This window comes from Streptomyces sp. NPDC020681, from assembly GCF_044334895.1.
In the GTDB taxonomy this organism is placed as follows: Bacteria; Actinomycetota; Actinomycetes; order Streptomycetales; family Streptomycetaceae; genus Streptomyces.
The window spans coordinates 35,898-53,894 of sequence record NZ_JBIRTX010000012.1 but is presented as its reverse complement, the minus strand read 5'-3'; the positions used below and the strand labels follow the sequence as shown (position 1 = coordinate 53,894).

Here is a 17,997-nt window from a genome sequence, read left to right as displayed (position 1 = left end):
CGCCGCGTTGTCGTCGGTCGGCATGGCTCCGGCATGCCTCCCTCCTCCGCCTTGCGATACACGGCACCAGACCCCGCTCACTGATCCGGCCTGATCCAGACGACAGGCCCTAGCTGAGGGCTCCGCACCGGGCCCACAAACCCCTGATTTCCGCACCGGGGCCAGGCGGGCTCCCCACCGTCCGCCGGATTCGATGCGTATATCCGGCACGGCGTGGCACTCACCACCACTTACGAAGCGTTATGGTGGAAACCCCCCCTCGGGCCGGTCCGTATCCCCCCCCACGGACCGGCCCGGTTTCTTTTCAGCTCCGCCCGGCCCAGATGTTCGTGCCCTGGGTGTCCACGGCGAAGGTGTCGATCTCCTTCAACTCCTCGTCGCTCAGCGGCTGTCCGGCCAGCGCCGCGACATTCTCCTCCAGCTGCCGCACGCTGGACGCGCCGATCAGCGCCGACGTCATCCGCGGATCCCGCAGCACCCAGCTGAGCGCCAGCTGGGCGAGTGACTGTCCGCGACGTACGGCGATGTCGTTCAGGCCGTTCAGCCGCCGCAGCACCTCGTCGGAGAGCAGGTTCGGGTCCAGCGACTTGCCCTGCGTGGCCCGCGAGCCCTCCGGGATGCCCGTCAGGTACTTGCCGGTGAGCAGGCCCTGCGCCAGCGGCACGAAGGAAATGCAGCCCATGCCCGCGCTCTCCAGCGTGTCGAGCAGCCCGTCGTCCTCGATCCAGCGGTTGATCATCGAGTACGACGGCTGGTGGATGAGCGCCGGGACGCCCATCTCCTTCAGCAGCCGGGCCGCCTCCGCGGTCTGCTCCGCGTTGTACGAGGAGACGCCGACGTACAGCGCCTTGCCCTGCTGCACCGCCGAGGCCAGCGCGCCCATCGTCTCCTCGAGCGGAGTGTCCGGGTCGAAGCGGTGCGAATAGAAGATGTCGACGTAGTCCAGGCCCATCCGCTTCAAGGACGCGTCGAGCGAGGAGAGCAGATACTTGCGCGAACCCCACTCGCCGTACGGCCCGGGATGCATGAGATAGCCGGCCTTGGTCGAAATGATCAGTTCATCCCGGTATGCCGTAAAATCCTGAGCAAAGATCTTGCCGAAGTTGAGCTCGGCCGAACCGGGCGGCGGCCCGTAGTTGTTAGCGAGGTCGAAATGGGTCACGCCGAGGTCGAATGCGCGGCGCAGGATGTCGCGCTGCGAGTCCAGCGAGCGGTCGTCGCCGAAGTTGTGCCAGAGGCCGAGGGAGATCGCGGGAAGCTTCAGCCCGGAGCGGCCGCTGCGGCGGTACTCCATTGACTCGTAGCGGTCCGCCGAGGCTCGGTAGGAAAGGGAATCAGTCACGTATCCCTCCTTATCACGGACTTGTGACAGGCCGGGTTGGGTGGCCGTGGCCGGTGCGCAGTACTGTGGCGGCTTCGGGGACTGCCGCACCGCGGGGGCCAAGAACGGTGCTGCATCGCCCGGGACCGCGACATCGACGGCCGACGCCGCGGGCGCCCGGAACCCGGGCACAGGGCGGGTGGGCCCGACGGAACCGAGAGGTGGACTCTGTGAACTTGCGCGACCTGGTGTACGGGCTCTACGCACGCCGGGTGGAAGGCCGACTCGACCACGCCCAGGTGCCCAAGCACATCGGCGTCATCCTCGACGGCAACCGTCGCTGGGCGAAGGCGTCGGGCGGCACGACCGAGCAGGGTCACAAGGCCGGCGCCAGCAAGATCCAGGAGCTGCTGGGCTGGTGCGCCGAGACCGACGTCGAGGTCGTCACCCTCTGGCTGCTGTCCACCGACAACCTCGACCGTCCCGAGCAGGAGCTGGTCCCGCTCCTCGGCATCATCGAGAACGCCGTGCGCGACCTGGCCGCCGACGGCCGCTGGCGCGTCCACCACGTCGGCACGCTCGACCTGCTGCCCGCCCGCACCCAGTCCGTACTGAAGGAAGCCGAGCAGTCGACCGACGGCATCGACGGAATACTCGTCAATGTCGCCGTCGGCTACGGCGGCCGGCAGGAAATCGCGGACGCCGTCCGCTCCCTTCTGCTGGAGCACGCCGACAAGGGCACCAGCTTCGAGGAGCTCGCCGAGATCGTCGACGTCGAGCACATCTCCGAGCACCTCTACACCCGTGGCCAGCCCGACCCGGACCTGGTCATCCGCACCAGCGGCGAGCAGCGGCTCTCCGGGTTCATGCTCTGGCAGAGCGCACACTCCGAGTACTACTTCTGCGAAGTCTTCTGGCCCGCCTTCCGCAAGGTGGACTTCCTGCGCGCCCTGCGCGACTACGCGGCGCGCCACCGCCGCTACGGCAACTGACCCCTCGCAGGGGGTGTCTTTCGGATCGTGCCGGGCTCGCGTGCCCTGGCACGCCCATCTGCCGCGTTGTCGTCAGTCGCCATGGCTCCGCCATGTCTCCCTCCTCCGCCTTGCAACTGCACGCACCAGACCCCGCTCACTGACCCGGCCTGATCCAAAAGACACCCCCTACGCACCCCCAGCAGGGTGATCACCCTCTGTTCATCCACGCGTCGTCATATGCCATGGCATGGCAGCGCATGTTCGAGGGAATATCCCTTCCAGGTCGACGTCCGATCCACGAACGTCGTATCTCAGTGAGCGGCCGGTACCGCTCACCCGGGAGGCCCTTTGCACACGATGGATCGCACCCCCTGTGCGGACCGAGCGGAGGGCCGGAGCTCGGCCCGCGCATCGTGGCCAGAGCCCGGCCCGTCCCCTGCCTTCGGCGGGGAGACCCCATGGCCCGCGACAGTGTCGCATCGCCGACCTCATTCGAGGGGGTACGTCCTTCCGTGGTGACCAGCACAAAGCGCCGCATGCCCGACCGGCGCACTTACGTTCTCGACACCAGCGTCCTGCTGGCCGACCCGCACGCCCTGAACCGCTTCGACGAGCATGAAGTCGTGCTCCCGATCGTGGTGATCACGGAGCTGGAGGCCAAGAGGCACCATCCGGAGCTCGGTTACTTCGCCCGGCAGGCACTGCGCCTGCTGGACGACTTCCGTATCCGGTTCGGCCGCCTCGACGCCCCCATCCCGATGGGCGACCTCGGCGGCACGCTCCGTGTCGAGCTCAACCACTCCGATCCCGGCGTGCTCCCGGCCGGCTTCCGATTGGGGGACAACGACTCACGGATTCTGGCGGTAGCGCGAAATCTGCAGGCGGAGGGGTACGACGTCACCGTCGTCTCCAAGGACCTGCCGCTGCGTATCAAGGCCTCCTCCGTCGGCCTGCTGGCCGAGGAGTACCGGGCCGAGCTGGCCATCACGGACTCCGGCTGGACCGGTATGTCCGAACTGTCACTCTCGGCCGAACAGGTGGATCTGCTCTACGGCGAGGAGACTCTGTACGTCCCGGATGTTTCGGAACTGCCCGTGCACACCGGACTCGTGCTCCAGTCCGAGCGCGGCAAGGCGCTCGGCCGGGTCACGGCCGAGGGCAATGTCCGGCTGGTGCGCGGCGACCGCGAGGCCTTCGGCATCCATGGCCGCAGCGCCGAGCAGCGCATCGCGCTCGATCTGCTGCTCGACCCGGACATCGGCATCGTCTCGCTCGGCGGCCGGGCCGGCACCGGAAAGTCGGCGCTCGCGCTCTGCGCCGGCCTCGAAGCGGTGCTGGAGCGCAGGCAGCACCAGAAGGTGATGGTCTTCCGGCCGCTGTACGCGGTGGGCGGGCAGGAGCTCGGCTATCTGCCCGGCACCGAGGCCGAGAAGATGAGCCCCTGGGCGCAGGCCGTCTTCGACACGCTCTCCGCCGTGGCGGGCCGTGACGTGATCGAGGAGGTACTCGGGCGCGGCATGCTCGAGGTCCTGCCGCTCACTCATATCCGCGGCCGCTCGCTGCACGACGCGTTTGTCATCGTCGACGAGGCACAGTCGCTGGAACGGAATGTGCTGCTGACGGTTCTGTCCCGAATCGGGGCCAATTCCCGGGTTGTTCTCACGCATGACGTGGCACAACGGGACAATCTGCGCGTCGGCCGATATGACGGAGTCGTCGCCGTTGTCGAGAAGTTGAAGGGCCATCCGCTCTTCGCGCATGTCACTCTCACCCGCTCCGAGCGCTCGCAGATCGCCGCGCTCGTGACCGAAATGCTGGAGGACGGCCACATCTAGTACGGAATAAGGCAGTTGGCGCCGCCCGGCAGAGCTGAGGAGCTTAGCCGGGCGGCGTCATGCTGTGCGCCGGTTTCCGTAAAACTCCTGGCCGAAACGGGATGTGAGCTTTCACACGCAACGAAGAATTGCCTTGCGGTGTCGGCTTCCGGCAGAGTCTTGCTTCCGTCAGGCTCCGCATACGGCACACCAGCACCACTCGTGGTGCACAGCAACACACAACTCAAGACTTTTCGTCGTATGCCGCCCGAGCTACAGGGCTCTTCCGCAAGGAAGTTGTCCACGGGCCAGCGCCTCCTGTGACCCATGCAGTGGGGAGGCCAGCGTCAGGGGCACGATTCGCGCGCGAGGTCACCTGTGCGGGCGATGCTGGAAGGAAACCGTGTGAGCCGGATCTCGGTCCGGGGATTCGCCGTGGCGTCAGCCACCGCGGTCACCACCGTCGGAGCCGTCGTGGGCGTCGCCTCGGGCAACACCCAGACCTCGGGGGACGACCTCGAGACGACCGCCGCCGACGCGACTCTCCTCGCAGACATACCCATGGGCCAGCAGGCCCAGGTTCAGGTCGCGTCCCTGACGCAGCAGGCGGAGGCCCAGGCCGCCGCCGCCGACGCGGCCGCCCAGAAGTCCGCAGAGGAGGCCGCCCGCATTCAGGCGGCCAAGACCGCCAAGGCGAAGCAGGAAGCCGCCGAGGAGAAGGCGGAGCGCGAGGCGGAGGCGAAGGAGCGCGCCAGCCGCGACGCCGTCCGTGACGCGTCCAGCTTCTCCGCGCAGTCGTCCTACACCGTCGCCGAAGTCAAGGCGATCGCACGGCAGATGGTTCCTGCCGACCAGTTCCAGTGCTTCAGCAACATCGTGGACCACGAGTCGAGCTGGAACTACCGCGCGCAGAACCCCTCTTCCGGCGCGTACGGTCTCGTCCAGGCACTGCCGGGCTCGAAGATGGAATCGGCCGGCGCCGACTGGCAGACCAACCCGGCGACCCAGATCAAGTGGGGCCTCAACTACATGAACAGCCGGTACGACAGCCCCTGTGGCGCCTGGTCGTTCTGGCAGGCCAACCACTGGTACTAGGCCTCGCCGACGCTCAACTTCGCAGAGCCCCTCACCGTCCTACGGTGAGGGGCTCTGTGCGTGTACCGTCGGTCGGACTGTGCTTCCCGGGGGACAACCCCCGGACCCCCGGCGGGAAACGGAACGCCCCAGTGGCCGAACCGCGGGGGGAGTGGTGGGGGGAAGAGGAAAGATCATGTCAGGACTGCCAGGATGGCTCGCCGGTCTTGGCGCCGGGCTCACCAAGATGTCCGAGCGCCTGGACGAACGCCGCGAAGAGGACGGCGCGGACGAACTGCCCGGCGTCGAGGCGCCGTCCGGCGCCACGTCGGGCTCCCCGTCCGGGACCGTTGCCGGCAGCGTCCCTCCGCCGCCCGCGTACGCACCCGCCGTAGCGGCCAAGCCCGATCCCGTCGCCGCCATTCCGTGGGGCATCCGTGTCGCCGCGGAAGCAGCCTGGCGGCTGCTCGTACTGGCAGGCATGCTCTGGGTGTTGATGCGGGTCATCAGCGAAGTGCAGCTGGTGGTCCTCGCCTTCGTCGCCGCGCTGCTCGTCACCGCCATGCTCCAGCCCACCGTGGCCCGGCTGAAGCGGTGGGGACTGCCGCGCGGGCTCGCCACCGCGGTGACCGCGATCGCCGGATTCGTCATCATTGGCCTGGTCGGCTGGTTCGTGGTCTGGCAGGTCATGGAGAACCTCGACAATCTCTCCGACCGCGTCAAGGAAGGCATCGAGGAGCTCAAGCGCTGGCTGCTGGACAGTCCGTTCCATGTCACCGAGCAGCAGATCAGCGACATCGCGGAGAACCTCAGCGAGACCATCGGAACCAACACCGAGGAGATCACGTCGGCCGGTCTGCAGGGCGTGACCGTCATGGTCGAGGTGCTCACCGGCATCCTGCTGGCGATGTTCTCGACGCTCTTTCTGCTCTACGACGGAAAGCGCATCTGGCAGTGGGTGCTCAAGCTGGTCCCGGCGCAGGCCCGTGAGGGAGTCGCCGGTGCGGGCCCGCGGGCCTGGGCCACGCTCACCGCGTATGTGCGCGGCACGGTGATCGTGGCGCTGATCGACGCGATCTTCATCGGTCTCGGCATCTACTTCCTCGATGTGCCGATGGCCGTGCCGCTCGCCGTCTTCATCTTCCTCTTCGCCTTCATCCCGCTGGTCGGCGCGGTCATCTCCGGCGCGCTGGCGGTCGTCGTCGCGCTCGTCACCCAGGGCGTGTTCACGGCGCTGATGGTGCTGATCGTGGTGCTCGCCGTACAGCAGCTCGAGGGCCATGTGCTGCAGCCGTTCATCCTCGGCCGCGCGGTACGCGTCCATCCGCTGGCCGTGGTCCTCGCGGTCGCCGCGGGCGGACTGACCGCGGGCATCGGCGGCGCGGTGGTGGCGGTGCCGCTGGTGGCGGTCACCAACACGGTGGTCGGGTATCTGCGCGCGTACGCCAAGGAGCAGAACCTGCGGAACACGCCGCCGCCGCACGGCGCGACGGCGGTCGAGGTCGTCCCGACCCCGGCGCCCACATCCACGCCCGTGGCCACGTCCACGCCGGCGACCGCGACCGCGACCGCGACTGCGACCGCGTCTCCCTCGGCCGCGGAGGAGCGGGAGTGATATCCGAACCCGAGCTGGTCGACGACGAAGAGCCGTTCGGCGCCCGGGAGATCCCCGGTCAGCGGGCCCCGGAGGACGGTACGGCCGAGGAGTCCGACGCGGCCGAGACCGTCGGCAGAGCCGACCGTAAACCCTTCACTTGGCCCCCGCTGACGTCATGGCTGTGGGCGCTCGGCGGGGCGGTCGTCGCCTCCGCGGTGTGGGCGGGAGGCCTGTACGCCTACGAGCGACAGGGCCCGGACCTCGGCCGGTACCGCACCACCCGCAATCTCTGTGTGGACGCCGAACTCAAAGCCATTGGCACCGCGGTCGGCAAGAAGAGGAGGGACGACCGGGTGCCGGCGACGCGTGAACACACGAGCCTGGACATGACCTCCTGCTGGGTCACGCTGGGCAACCCCGAGGAATACGGGCCCGCCGACGACACCTATCCGCCGTCCGCGTATGTCAGCTACTCACTCCACAAGCAGACCGACCCCGGCCCGGAGTTCGAGGCGACGACCGGCAGGGACGCCTTGTACGGGAACAACAGCGTCCAGCTGGAGCGGGTCGACGACCTCGGCGAGCGCGCCTACTTCGTCAAGACCAACAGCGAGGAGACGCCGTCCCTCCACGTACTGGACGGGCAGGCGGTGCTCACGATCGGCATCACGCCCGGCCAGCGGTCCACCTCGGACGACGCGGTGGAGGCCGACCTGTCGGGCATCAGGCCCTTCATGATCGAGGACATGAAAGCGCTGATGGCCAGGCTCCAGAGCCCCGCCTGAGACGACGTTCCTACGCGGCGCTGAATTCTTGTGGACGGATCGGTGAAACCCATTCTGACCTGGCCGGTAACCGGTGGTTGATCGCTAGCGTCCGCCCCATGAAACACATACGCACAGCGGCCGGGCTCACGCTCGCGCTGCTGTTCCTCGTGCTGGGCATCGGAGCCCAGCCCGCGCTGGCGCATGTCTCACGCGAGCACGCCGAACTCGTCGTCGCCACCGGTGACAACGTCACCAGCGGCCGCCTCGTCGTGCACCACGACGTGGTGCCCGCCGCGCGGGCCGGCGCCTGGGCGTCCTCGGTGCTGCCGGCCGGCTGCCCGGCCACCGGCTCGGGCGTGCCCGGCGACGACGGAGGTGTGCCCGGCGGCATCGTCATCGAACTGGCGTGGAGCTGCCACCTCGACGCGCTCGACCTGAGCACGCTGCTGGAGAAGGGCGGACTGACGCAGGTCGTCGTCGAGTTCGACGGCACGGCGGTCGACGCCTCCGCGGACACCCCGCTCGTCGACGCCCGGGGCGCGCACGCGCTGCCGCAGTTCCCGTGGCTCACCGTCGCGTTGATCACCGCAGCCGGCATGGTGCTGCTGCTCGCCGCCCGGCAGCTGCGGCGCACCCGGCAACCGGTCCGGCTGGCGACGGTGGGTGCCGTCGCACTGTCCTTCCTCGCGCCGCAGACGGCCTTCGCCGACGATGCGCAGGCGAACGCGGAAGCGGCCGCCGTCACCGTCGAAGGAACCGTGTTCAAGGACCGCAACGGCAACGGCAAGCGGGACAACGGCGAGCGCGCCATGCCCGGCGTCGATGTCACCGACGGCGCGGTGTGGGCCACCACCGGCGCGGACGGCACGTACAGCCTGCAGATCGATCCGTCCCGGCGCGAGACCGACCTCGTCAGCGTCGTGTCCCCGGACGGATACACGCCCGCCCTGCGCAAGGACTACATCCCGCAGTTCTTCCGGAAGGTCTCCGAGACCGGCGGCACCGGCGTCGACTTCGCGCTCGTGCCCGACCGCAACGCCGCGAACCCCACCGAGAAGTGGGTGATGAACTCCGACACCGAGGTCGGCAACCGCACCGACGCCGAAGCCCGCACGGCACTGCCCCAGTGGACCGGCCAGGTCCGGGCGATGTCCGAGGTCGACGGCGCGACGATGCAGATCGCCACCGGCGACCTGACCGTCACGGACTACGCGGCGGAGCCGCGCCGCCAGGGCGGGTACGACCTGTTCAGCAAGGGCCTGGCGGAGGGCCGGCTCGGCCATCCCTTCTACCCGGTGATGGGCAACCACGACTTCGGCGGCACCGCCACCTCCCAGGGCTACGCAGGCAGCCTGGAGTACTACCGCCGCAACCTCGCGCCCGAGTGGTACAGCTTCGACCGCAACGGCCGCCACATCGTCGTACTCGAGGACAACTACGACGCGAGCGGGCTCAAACCGCAGCTGGAATGGCTGCGCCAGGACCTGGCCCGGCACGCCGCCGGCAAGCAGGTGTTCGTCTTCGCGCACCGCTCGCTGTTCACCCAGTGGGGCCCGGGTGCCGGCATGCAGCCGACCATCGACGAGCTGGCCAAGTACGACGTACGGATGGTGGCCGCGGGCCACAACCAGCAGGCCGAGTTCCGGCGCGGGGCCTTCAAGCGGTCCGTCGAGATCAACAACCAGGGCACGTACGGCATCGACGGCGCACACCCCGACTACAAGGTCCTCGACTTCCGCTCCATCACCGACGACCCGCGCACCCGGCGCAACGAGGACACCGGTCATGTGACCGGCATCCACCGGCAGTTCGACATCGACGACGACGCCGCGCTGGTCAGCCCGGCGCAAGGCAGCGTGCACGGAGCGAAGACCGGAGTCCCGGTCGAGGTGTACGCGGAGGACGATGGCCGTACGCCCGCGAAGGCCGCGCTGACCGTCCGCGACGGCCGCGGCCATGTCGTGAAGCGGGACAGCATGCGCTTCGGCAAGCCGGACGCCGGATCCGCCGGGCCCGCCATCGAGAACTGCTACACCCCGCCCGGCGGCACGCCCGAACCCTGCCCGGACGCGCGCGGCGCCTGGACCCGGGCGAGCGGAATGCTGCGCGGGCTGCGGCCCGGCACGTACACCGCCGAGACGATCGCGTACGACACCCGGGGCAAGCAGTTCCCCGTGGTCCGGAACACCTTCGAGGTCGTACGCGACTCCGAGCTCGCGCAGCCGAAGACCGGGCAGGACTGGCTGCGGCAGGGCGGTGACGAAGCCGGACGGTCCGCGAGCGGCGACGAGCCCGGCGCCCGGCTGGATCTCGCATGGGCCCGGCACACCGGCGAACAGTTCAACCTCAACGGCTCGGTCGTCGCCGACGGCAGACTGATCGTCGCGTCCCGGGCGTTCGACTCGCCGTACAGCATGATGCTCGCGTACGACATCGCATCCGGCCGCGAGCTCTGGCGCACCTACCTGGACGGCGACGCCGAATCGGCGCCGACCCTCCACGGCGGACGGGTCTATCTGACGACCGGCGTCGGACGGATCTACGCGCTCGACGCGGCGAATGGCCGCATTGCCTGGCAGTCGATCGACCGCGAGGAGACCCACGGCGACACCGTGCGCCGCTACGGCCGCGCGGGCGGACCGGTCTCCGTGTTCCCGCTCGCGGGCCAGGACCGCACGGTCGCCGTCTACCAGGACGCCAACACGATCCGCTGCCGCGACGCCGGAACCGGCGGGCTGCTGCCCGGCGGATTCGGAGCAGCGTTCTCCTGGGGCCAGGCGCACAGCACCGCGATCCGCGAACCCGGCTCCAACACCGCGTACCTGCACTCCATGTCGAGCAACAGCGTCATCGCCATGGACCTCGCGAGCTGCAAGCAGCTGTGGGTGAAGGACACCGCGGGCGACATCGACAGCCACTCGTCCCCGGTACTGACGCAGCCCGCGTCGGGCGAGACGGAGCTGGTGACCTTCACGGCGTACGGCACCCGCGGTCACGACCCGAAGACGGGCACGGTGACCTGGGAGTCCAAGCTGGGTGGCGGCAGCACCTGCGAGCCGGGACGCGCGCCGCTCACCAGCCCCGCGGTCTGGGGCGACATCGCGTATGTCGCGGGCCGCGACGGCGTCGTACGCGCCTACGACACGGCCGCCGCCGACCCGTCGAAGCCGGTGTGGGAGACAAAGGCCGGACACCTGCCGGGCGAAAGCCCGCTGGACGACCCCTGGCGGGTCGCGATGGGCTGCACGGCCGGCGACGGTTCGCCGACGATGCATCCGCTCGTTACAAAGTCCCTGGTGTACGTGGGTACTTGGGACGGGCGCGTGCTGGTCCTGGACCGGGCGAACGGCCGGCAGCTCGCCTCGTACAACCTCGGCGCGGGCGTCGCATCGGCGCTCTCGGTCAGCGGTGACCATGTCTTCGCCCTCACGGACGACGGCACGGTCCACGCGCTGGCCGCGCGCCGGAACTGAGGCACGCGCCGTGCGATCACTCCGTACCGGGGTGCTGGTCTTCCTGCTGGCCGTCCCGGCGCTGCTCTGCGGCAGCGCCGGGACGGCCCAGGCGCACCCCTTCGGCACACCACCGGTCGTCAGGGTCGAGGCCGCGGGTGCGGCGGTCGACGCGACCTGGTCCGCGCAGAAGGACGATGTCGCCGTCCTGACACGGGAGTCCGGCGGCGACGTGACGGGCTATCTGCGCACGCACATCGCCGTAGGCCAGGAGGGGCTGGCCTGCCGGGTCGACCGGGCGGACGGCATGAAACTCCGCTTCGTCTGCCCGCGACCGGCCGACCGGATCAGCCTGACGGTCACGGCGCTGACGGACATCGACCCCGCGTACCGCACGCTTTCGGTGACGCCGGTGGGCACCGGCGGCCTTCACACGGCGAAGTCGCCCACGCGCACGGTGGCGTTGCTCTCGGCCGGAACGGCTGACGCGACCTCATCGGGTTCCACCTGGACCACCGACCTCACGTCCCTCCTGACCGGCGGCCCGGCGCTCCTGCCGGCGCTCCTGGTCTCGGCGGCCGTGGGTGCGCTGCACGCCTGCGCGCCCGGACACGGCAAGTCGCTGGCGGCGGGCTTTCTCGTGGGGGGCCGCGGCAGACCGCGCGACGCGGTATGGCTCGGCGGCATCGTCGCGGTGATGCACACCCTGTCGGTCGCGACGCTCGCGGTGGGCTGGTGGCTGGCGGCCGAGAGCACGCCGGACATCGCGTCGCTGACGCGCTGGCTGCAACTGATCGCGGCGGTGGTCGTGGCGGGGGTGGGGGTCGGGCTGCTGCGCCGGCATCTGCGGGGCGGCGGCCATGCGCCGGAGCCCATGCCGGTCCACGCCCATGCACAGGCCGGCGGACACGCGCACGACCACCGCCAGGCGCACGGCCACTCCCACAGCCACGACATCCCCGACGCCGCCTCGCTGCTCACCCGGCGAGGGCTGGTGCTCCTCGGGGCGTCCGGCGGGATGCTGCCCTCGCCGTCCGCGTTTCTTGTGCTGCTGACCGGGCTGCTCACCGGCAAGGCCGGCATCGCACTCGCCATGGTCGCCGCCTTCGGCGTCGGCATGGCCGTGACGCTCACCGGCGTCGGGCTGATCGTGCTGCGCGGTCGTGACGCGTTGCTGGAGCGGGTGTCCCGCTCCCGGGCACTGCGTGTCTGGACCCTGCGGCTCCCGCTGTTCGCGGCCTCGGCCGTCGTCATAGGCGGCACGGTCGCTGCCGCGCTCGCGGCGGCCCAACTCCTCGCGCCGTAGCGCCCGGTACGACGACAAGGCGCCCCCGCACGCGGCGGGGGCGCCCTGTCGTGACGAAGCGAGTTAGCCGGTCAGCCGGTCAGCCGGCCAGGACGGCCTCGGAGTCCAGCGTGACCCCCACCGCCTGGATCACCGCGGCGATCTTGAACGCTTCCTGGATCGTCTCGCGGTCCACACCCGCCTTGCGGAGCACCTGCTCGTGCGAGTCCAGGCACTGCCCGCAGCCGTTGATCGCGGAGACCGCCAGCGACCAGAGCTCGAAGTCGACCTTCTCGACGCCCGGGTTGCCGATGACGTTCATCCGCAGACCCGCGCGCAGCGTCCCGTACTCCGGGTCGGAGAGCAGGTGCCGCGTGCGGTAGAAGACGTTGTTCATCGCCATCACGGCCGCCGCGGACTTCGCCGCGGTGTACGCCTCGGCCGAGAGGTTCGCCTTCGCCTCCGGCTCCAGCTCCTTCAGAACCCGCGGCGAGCGGGAGGCGATCGCGCACGCGAGCACCGTGCCCCACAGCTGCTGCTGCGGCAGCTCGGAGTTACCGATCACCGAACCGAGGTTCAGCCGCAGGTCCTTGGCGTAGTCCGGTATGGCGGACTTCAGCTCATCGAGCGCCATGCTCACTCACCGGCCAGAAGCTTGACCGGGTCGAGGGTCTCCTCGCCGGTCTTCCAGTTGCACGGGCACAGCTCGTCGGTCTGCAGAGCGTCCAGCACCCGCAGGACCTCCTTGGGGTTACGGCCCACGGACCCGGCGGTCACCATCGTGAACTGGATCTCGTTGTTCGGGTCGACGATGAAGACGGCGCGCTGCGCGAAGCCGTCCTCGCCCTCGATGCCGAGGTCGCGCATCAGCTCGTGCTTGGAGTCGGCCAGCATCGGGAAGGGCAGGTCACGCAGGTCGGCGTGGTCCTTGCGCCAGGCGTGGTGGACGAACTCGGAGTCGCCGGAGAAGCCGAGGACCTGCGCGTCGCGGTCGGCGAACTCGTCGTTCAGCTTGCCGAAGGCGGCGATCTCGGTGGGGCAGACGAAAGTAAAGTCCTTCGGCCACGCGAAGACCACCAGCCAGCCCTTTTCCTCGCGGTTGAGCTTCAGCCACTCGCGGTCGATGCGCTCAAACTCCTTGCCTGTCTCCAGGGACACGCAGGCCGTGAGGTCGAACTCGGGGAACTGGTCACCGACGGTGAGCATTGCACTCCTTGTAGCGCCGTACGCACCAAAAGGGACGTACGTGAGGGGTTGGACTGAGGCTCACCCTGCCACGAGGCCTATTGATCACAGAAATAGGCACATCGGCTCCGATTGATAGATGCCGCCTATCGGTCTCGCTTAAGTGGTGGCCAGCGTCCAGCACGGCCCGCCCTGTTCGCGGTACCAGACACTCTGGTGGGCGGGAGCGATCGTGAGGCCAAAGTCATCGCGGGCAGGGGCCCCGTGCGGGAAGATCTCGGCGAGTTCCGTGATCGCGTCCCACAACCTTCGTGGGCCGGTCTGCCGTACGCGGCCAGCGGCATCGGCGAGTGCGATCGAGCCGTCATCAGTCCACAGGCCAATGCCGCTCAGGTTGCCGCCCTCATCGCGCCATGAGCATGAGTTGTAGCCGGGCAGCGCGAGAGACATCGGGAACTTCAGCCGGTCGAGCGCGTCTGGAACGCGGAGGACATTGTGGGTGGCGGGCTGATTGGTCAGGGCCGCAAAATCCGGCGCTGTGCCAGGGGTGCGGCGCGGCATGAAGTGCGCGGGCGTTGGAAGGAAACGTCCCGTTGCGTGGCCGGGGGCTGTGACGGTGACCCGTGCGACGCCAAACCCGATCGGGGCCACGATGACCGCACCTACAGAAGCCTGGTTGAGGAGTGCGGGTGGGATGCAGCGCAGAGCAGCCGTGGCAATGATCCGGCTGTAGGGTGCGCGGGCCGAGTAGCCGAGTGCGCCGTCCCCAGCTATGACGAGAGGCTTCTGTCCGTGCGTCGACAGACGATCGGAGGCTCGCGTCACCAGCTCGGGATCGACGTCCATGGTCGTCACGTTCTCGGGGCCCAGCCGGTATGCGAGCAAGGCCGCGTTGTATCCGGTGCCGGTGCCCAGCTCGAAGACGGTGTCTCCGCTCTCTACATCGAGCGCGTCGAGCATGGCCAGCATGAGCGCCGGCTCGCTGGACGAGGATGTGGGGATGCCGTGCTCATCGAGCTGGGTGGTGAGTGCCGTATTGGAGTACACGGTCTCCAGGTATCCGGGATCTCCCCAGGTGACCTCGTTCCAGTCTCCGCGGGCATCTTGGCGGAAGAAGGTGGGAGTGAAGTGGTGCCGCGGGACCTCGCCGAATGCCGACAGCCACTTGCTCGACTGCCCGGTGTCGATTTCGGCGGCCAGCGTCTGGCGCAGCGCGCTCGTTGCACCCATGTTCGGCCAGGTCATACGGGCACCCCTTGCAGGTAGTCGGCGTGGGCGGCAGCGATGGGTAACCCCGTGCGGTTCTCGACCCATGACCAGGTTCCCGCAGGGTTGTTCTCGAAGAACACCCACTCGTCGTCCGGGGTGACGGCGAAGTCGAATGATCCGAACACGATGCCGTAGGAGGCCATGAAGCGGCGCACAGCTGCCGCCACCGACTCAGGCACGATGGTGGTGCCGTACTCGATCGCCTCGTAGTCCGTACGCCAGTCTGTGCGTGCCTTCTCGGACCTGCCTAACAGAGTGCCGGCAAACATGTGGCCGTCGACGACCACTAGGCGTACCTCGTACTGCTTGGGGATGGATTCCTGGAAGTAGTGCGCGGTCAGGCGAATGCTGTCGTCGAAGTCAGCCGGGTCGATTCGGTGAGTGGCCACCATCAGTGCCCGTTCTCCACCCGTGTCCAGCCTTCCGCCCAGGACAGGTTTGCAAATCAGCGGGCCATCCACCTTCCTGGCGAAGGCGCAGGCTGCGACTGGATCGTTGGTGATGAGGCTGCGCGGGACCGTTAGCCCGGAGCGGGCGGCCGCTACGAGCTGCTGTGGCTTGTGTGCGGCGACGCGGTCGGAGTGCGGGTTGTTGATCCAGCGCACGGGGAGCGCTGACAGCACGTTCAGCAGCGCCGCGTCTGCCTGATTCTGTGCCCACGTCGCGTACGGCTCCGCCACGGCATCGGCGATGACGGGGCGTCCGGGCCGCCTGTAGTAGACGGCTCGGACGTCCTGAAGCCGCACCGATCGGTGTCCGTCATCAAGTACTCCCCGCCACCCCGGGGCATTCGGCGCATGGCTGACGGTCAGGGTGAGTTGCTCTGGGAAGTCCGCTGAGTCGAAACGCGTCACGGGCACATCTCGCAGGTTCAACTGGTCAACGACCATGTCCGCGGACGCATCCAGCTGTTCGGCAACGACGAGCACAGGTCGGGCGGCCGCCATCAGGAAGCGGGAGCGAAGTAGGGATCCGCCACGTCGTCGCCTTGGCCATCGAGGTTGGTGTCGGTGGTCGAGGCGGCGTGGTCAGCGGTGTGCCAAGGCGTACCGTCCGCCTGCACGTTGAGCTGACGGGTCTTGTCCCAGGTGACTCCCGCGAGGGAGGTGCTCACGAGGCACGGCGGGGCGGCCGCGCGGGCGGCGAACGGGATCGTGGCAGTGGTCATTGATCCTCCGGTGATGTGGTTTCCAACCCCGCCGGCAGATGGCCGGAAGGGGGTTCGGGGGCGAGGCCATTGGTCATCGATGGCGGCCTCCCCATACAGCTCCACCCATGCGTCGAGAAGACGCTTCGTGATCCCGGCGATGTCGCGCATGTACTCCCATGCCCCGAACGTCGTGGTCGTGGGCGTCGGGCGGCGGCTGAGGTCGAGCAATTTGTACGCGGCCCGATAAAGGCCCGGGACCACATGATCGGCTTCGTACCCGAGCTCCTCTGCCAGCAGCAGGTTGAGATGACCGATCAAGGTCGCCGTGGTGACGTCAACGCGCGCTCGCTCCCCCGTAGAGAGCGGAATCTCCTTGAGCGCCGTGGTCACTGTGTCGCGGATCGATTCCACCTCGACAGGTCGCACACCGTCATCGATCCCGTTGCCATTCGGCGGTGTATCTCCGTTGGTCACTGTGCTCACCACACGTCTCCTCTCGTGGCCGCTTTTGATCGCGGTCTGCGTTGAGCTAACTGCGCAGCGTGCCTACGCGGGTACCGTTGAACGGAGGCGTGACCGTGAAAGCCGTGAATTCTCCCGGGAGTTGGCATGGCCCAGGCATCCCAGAACAGTCGCAACGCGGGACTCGAGTCGCTGCTCGAGCAGGCGCAATGGACGCGAACGCAGCTCGCCAACGCCGTGAACCGCACTGGCGCGCAGGCCGGCATGACCCTGAAGTACGACCACTCCGCGATTTCACACTGGGTGGGTGGCACGCAGCCGAGGAAGCAGGTGCGGCGGGTCATCATCGAGACCTTCGAGCGCAAGCTCGGGCGGCCGGTCACCTATCAGGAGGCAGGGCTTGAGCCGGTGGCCACGAAGGAAGGATCCCAAAGCGGAGACACGGTCGAGTCCCTGTTGAATCTCGGAAGGGCTGACATGGATCCATCCCGTCGCGGCGTGATCGCCGCAGGTTTGTACTCCGCCGCGCTCGCCGTACCCCTCTTCGCGGACGTGGCTCACGCTGAGGATCGTGAGCGCATGACGAAGCCCGCCAGTCGAATTGGTCGGGGCGAGATCGAGACCGTGCGCCGGATGACAGACAAGATCGCCGACATTCTCGACGAACTCGGTGGAGGTCACGCGAGGCCGATGGCTGCCGCCTTCCTGGTCAACACGGTGATGCCCTATCTGCGAGCAGAGGCGGCCGACGACGTCAGGGATGACATGCTCTCCGCCGCCTCGGACCTGACGTACCTCACCGGCTGGATGGCGATGTACGAGAGGGAGCACGGCCTCGGCCAGAAGTACTACGTCAGGGCGCTGAAGCTGGCCGGAGAAGCGGGCGATCAAGTGACATACTGCCGGACACTTCGCGGCATGAGCCTTCAGGCGTCAAACCTGGGCTACGGCCGAAAGTCACTGGAGTTCGCCGACTCCGCGGCCGAGGCGGCACCGAAGGCGGGCCCCCGCCTGGTCGCCTTTCTCAGAGGCCAGCAGGCGCATGCTGCCTCGATGGTCGGCGACAAGCACATGGCGTTTCAGCGACTGGCGGAGGCCGAGGCGGCCCTCTCGAAGGCAGACTCGCGCCGGGAGTCGATTGGCGGTTACGACCAGTCGGCGTACCAATTCCACGTTGCGCATGTCCTGTACGAAACGAAGGATCTTCCCGGCTCTGTCGCGGCCATGAAAGCGTCTCTTCGGGCGCAGCCGAAGAACGAACGGCAAGGGCGCGTGCATTCCAACGCAGTCATGGCTCAGCGCCAGTTCGAACTTGGGCACCTTGAAGAGGCGTGCTCGACGTGGGGCGCGTTCCTCGACGACTACGTGCTGCTGTCGACTGCTCGTGGTGACGAGCACTTCGGGACGATGCGTAAACGGATTGCTCCGTACCGCAAGGTACGGGCAGTCCGGGATCTCGACGAGCGTGCTCGGCAGGTGTCAGCCCTGAAGGGCTGACAGCGCACGGTCTCGAGGGTCGATGGCGCGCGTGGCTCGCTCCTCAGCGGGCGAGTAGGCAGCACGACAAAGCTGCCTCCAGTGAGGCAGCTCAGGTGCGGCAGAAGAGCCGAGTCGGCGGTGCTCGTACGTGACCGCGGACACGCGCCA

General features: G+C 68.4%; 14 protein-coding genes. 8 read left to right on the top strand and 6 right to left on the bottom strand.

From position 1 onward, the window contains the following. Positions 1-304: 304 nt before the first annotated feature. Positions 305-1,342 carry an L-glyceraldehyde 3-phosphate reductase gene (gene mgrA, locus ACH4YL_RS25990; RefSeq protein WP_398509841.1) on the bottom strand — a complete coding sequence of 346 codons (1,038 nt, stop codon included), beginning with the start codon at positions 1,340-1,342 and terminating at the stop codon, positions 305-307. 209 nt (positions 1,343-1,551) lie between these two features. On the opposite strand from mgrA, the gene ACH4YL_RS25985 reads away from it, so the two are divergent. The 7 genes from ACH4YL_RS25985 to ACH4YL_RS25955 all read left to right on the top strand — a co-directional run bounded on the left by ACH4YL_RS25985 (position 1,552) and on the right by ACH4YL_RS25955 (position 12,305). Further along, complete coding sequence (locus tag ACH4YL_RS25985) at positions 1,552-2,313, top strand: isoprenyl transferase (RefSeq protein WP_398509840.1); 762 nt, start codon at positions 1,552-1,554, stop codon at positions 2,311-2,313. Between the two features lie 494 nt (positions 2,314-2,807). After that, positions 2,808-4,130, top strand: a complete 1,323-nt coding sequence (locus tag ACH4YL_RS25980) for a PhoH family protein (protein WP_398509839.1) — start codon at positions 2,808-2,810, stop codon at positions 4,128-4,130. A 384-nt stretch (positions 4,131-4,514) separates the two neighbouring features. Continuing rightward, positions 4,515-5,204 carry a transglycosylase SLT domain-containing protein gene (locus ACH4YL_RS25975; RefSeq protein ID WP_398509838.1) on the top strand — a complete coding sequence of 230 codons (690 nt, stop codon included), beginning with the start codon at positions 4,515-4,517 and terminating at the stop codon, positions 5,202-5,204. Between the two features lie 175 nt (positions 5,205-5,379). Beyond that, positions 5,380-6,798, top strand: coding sequence for an AI-2E family transporter (locus ACH4YL_RS25970; protein ID WP_398509837.1), 1,419 nt, complete (start codon positions 5,380-5,382; stop codon positions 6,796-6,798). Then, a complete protein-coding gene (locus tag ACH4YL_RS25965; protein ID WP_398509836.1) occupies positions 6,795-7,565 on the top strand; it encodes a hypothetical protein in 771 nt (256 codons plus the stop codon). Before ACH4YL_RS25970 ends, ACH4YL_RS25965 begins: the two co-directional genes overlap by 4 nt. Positions 7,566-7,663: 98 nt before the next feature. Further along, positions 7,664-11,020, top strand: coding sequence for a PQQ-binding-like beta-propeller repeat protein (locus ACH4YL_RS25960; RefSeq protein WP_398509835.1), 3,357 nt, complete (start codon positions 7,664-7,666; stop codon positions 11,018-11,020). Positions 11,021-11,030: 10 nt separating this feature from the next. Further along, a complete protein-coding gene (locus ACH4YL_RS25955) occupies positions 11,031-12,305 on the top strand; it encodes a nickel/cobalt transporter (protein WP_398509834.1) in 1,275 nt (424 codons plus the stop codon). A gap of 79 nt (positions 12,306-12,384) precedes the next feature. On the opposite strand, the gene ACH4YL_RS25950 is transcribed toward ACH4YL_RS25955, so the two are convergent. The 5 genes from ACH4YL_RS25950 to ACH4YL_RS25930 all read right to left on the bottom strand — a co-directional run bounded on the left by ACH4YL_RS25950 (position 12,385) and on the right by ACH4YL_RS25930 (position 16,371). Continuing rightward, a complete protein-coding gene (locus ACH4YL_RS25950; protein ID WP_398509833.1) occupies positions 12,385-12,918 on the bottom strand; it encodes an alkyl hydroperoxide reductase in 534 nt (177 codons plus the stop codon). A 2-nt stretch (positions 12,919-12,920) separates the two neighbouring features. Beyond that, complete coding sequence (locus ACH4YL_RS25945) at positions 12,921-13,490, bottom strand: peroxiredoxin (protein WP_398509832.1); 570 nt, start codon at positions 13,488-13,490, stop codon at positions 12,921-12,923. 138 nt (positions 13,491-13,628) lie between these two features. Continuing rightward, positions 13,629-14,714, bottom strand: coding sequence for a methyltransferase domain-containing protein (locus tag ACH4YL_RS25940; protein WP_398509831.1), 1,086 nt, complete (start codon positions 14,712-14,714; stop codon positions 13,629-13,631). Further along, positions 14,711-15,685, bottom strand: a complete 975-nt coding sequence (gene tgmB / locus ACH4YL_RS25935; protein WP_398509830.1) for an ATP-grasp ribosomal peptide maturase — start codon at positions 15,683-15,685, stop codon at positions 14,711-14,713. Before tgmB ends, ACH4YL_RS25940 begins: the two co-directional genes overlap by 4 nt. Beyond that, entirely contained in the window at positions 15,685-16,371 is a 687-nt protein-coding gene (locus ACH4YL_RS25930; RefSeq protein WP_398509829.1) for a hypothetical protein, read from the bottom strand. The genes tgmB and ACH4YL_RS25930 overlap by 1 nt, the downstream gene beginning before the upstream one ends. A gap of 126 nt (positions 16,372-16,497) precedes the next feature. Between ACH4YL_RS25930 and ACH4YL_RS25925 the strand changes: the two genes are divergently transcribed. Further along, entirely contained in the window at positions 16,498-17,847 is a 1,350-nt protein-coding gene (locus ACH4YL_RS25925) for a hypothetical protein (RefSeq protein WP_398509828.1), read from the top strand. Positions 17,848-17,997 lie beyond the last annotated feature (150 nt).

Coding starts and splice junctions, on each gene's coding strand:
- ACH4YL_RS25970 (WP_398509837.1), top strand. CDS start 5,380: ATGTCAGGACTGCCAGGATGGCTCGCCGGTCTTGGCGCCGGGCTCACC.
- ACH4YL_RS25960 (WP_398509835.1), top strand. CDS start 7,664: ATGAAACACATACGCACAGCGGCCGGGCTCACGCTCGCGCTGCTGTTC.
- ACH4YL_RS25950 (WP_398509833.1), bottom strand. CDS start 12,918: ATGGCGCTCGATGAGCTGAAGTCCGCCATACCGGACTACGCCAAGGAC.
- ACH4YL_RS25945 (WP_398509832.1), bottom strand. CDS start 13,490: ATGCTCACCGTCGGTGACCAGTTCCCCGAGTTCGACCTCACGGCCTGC.
- ACH4YL_RS25940 (WP_398509831.1), bottom strand. CDS start 14,714: ATGACCTGGCCGAACATGGGTGCAACGAGCGCGCTGCGCCAGACGCTG.
- tgmB (WP_398509830.1), bottom strand. CDS start 15,685: ATGGCGGCCGCCCGACCTGTGCTCGTCGTTGCCGAACAGCTGGATGCG.
- ACH4YL_RS25925 (WP_398509828.1), top strand. CDS start 16,498: ATGGCCCAGGCATCCCAGAACAGTCGCAACGCGGGACTCGAGTCGCTG.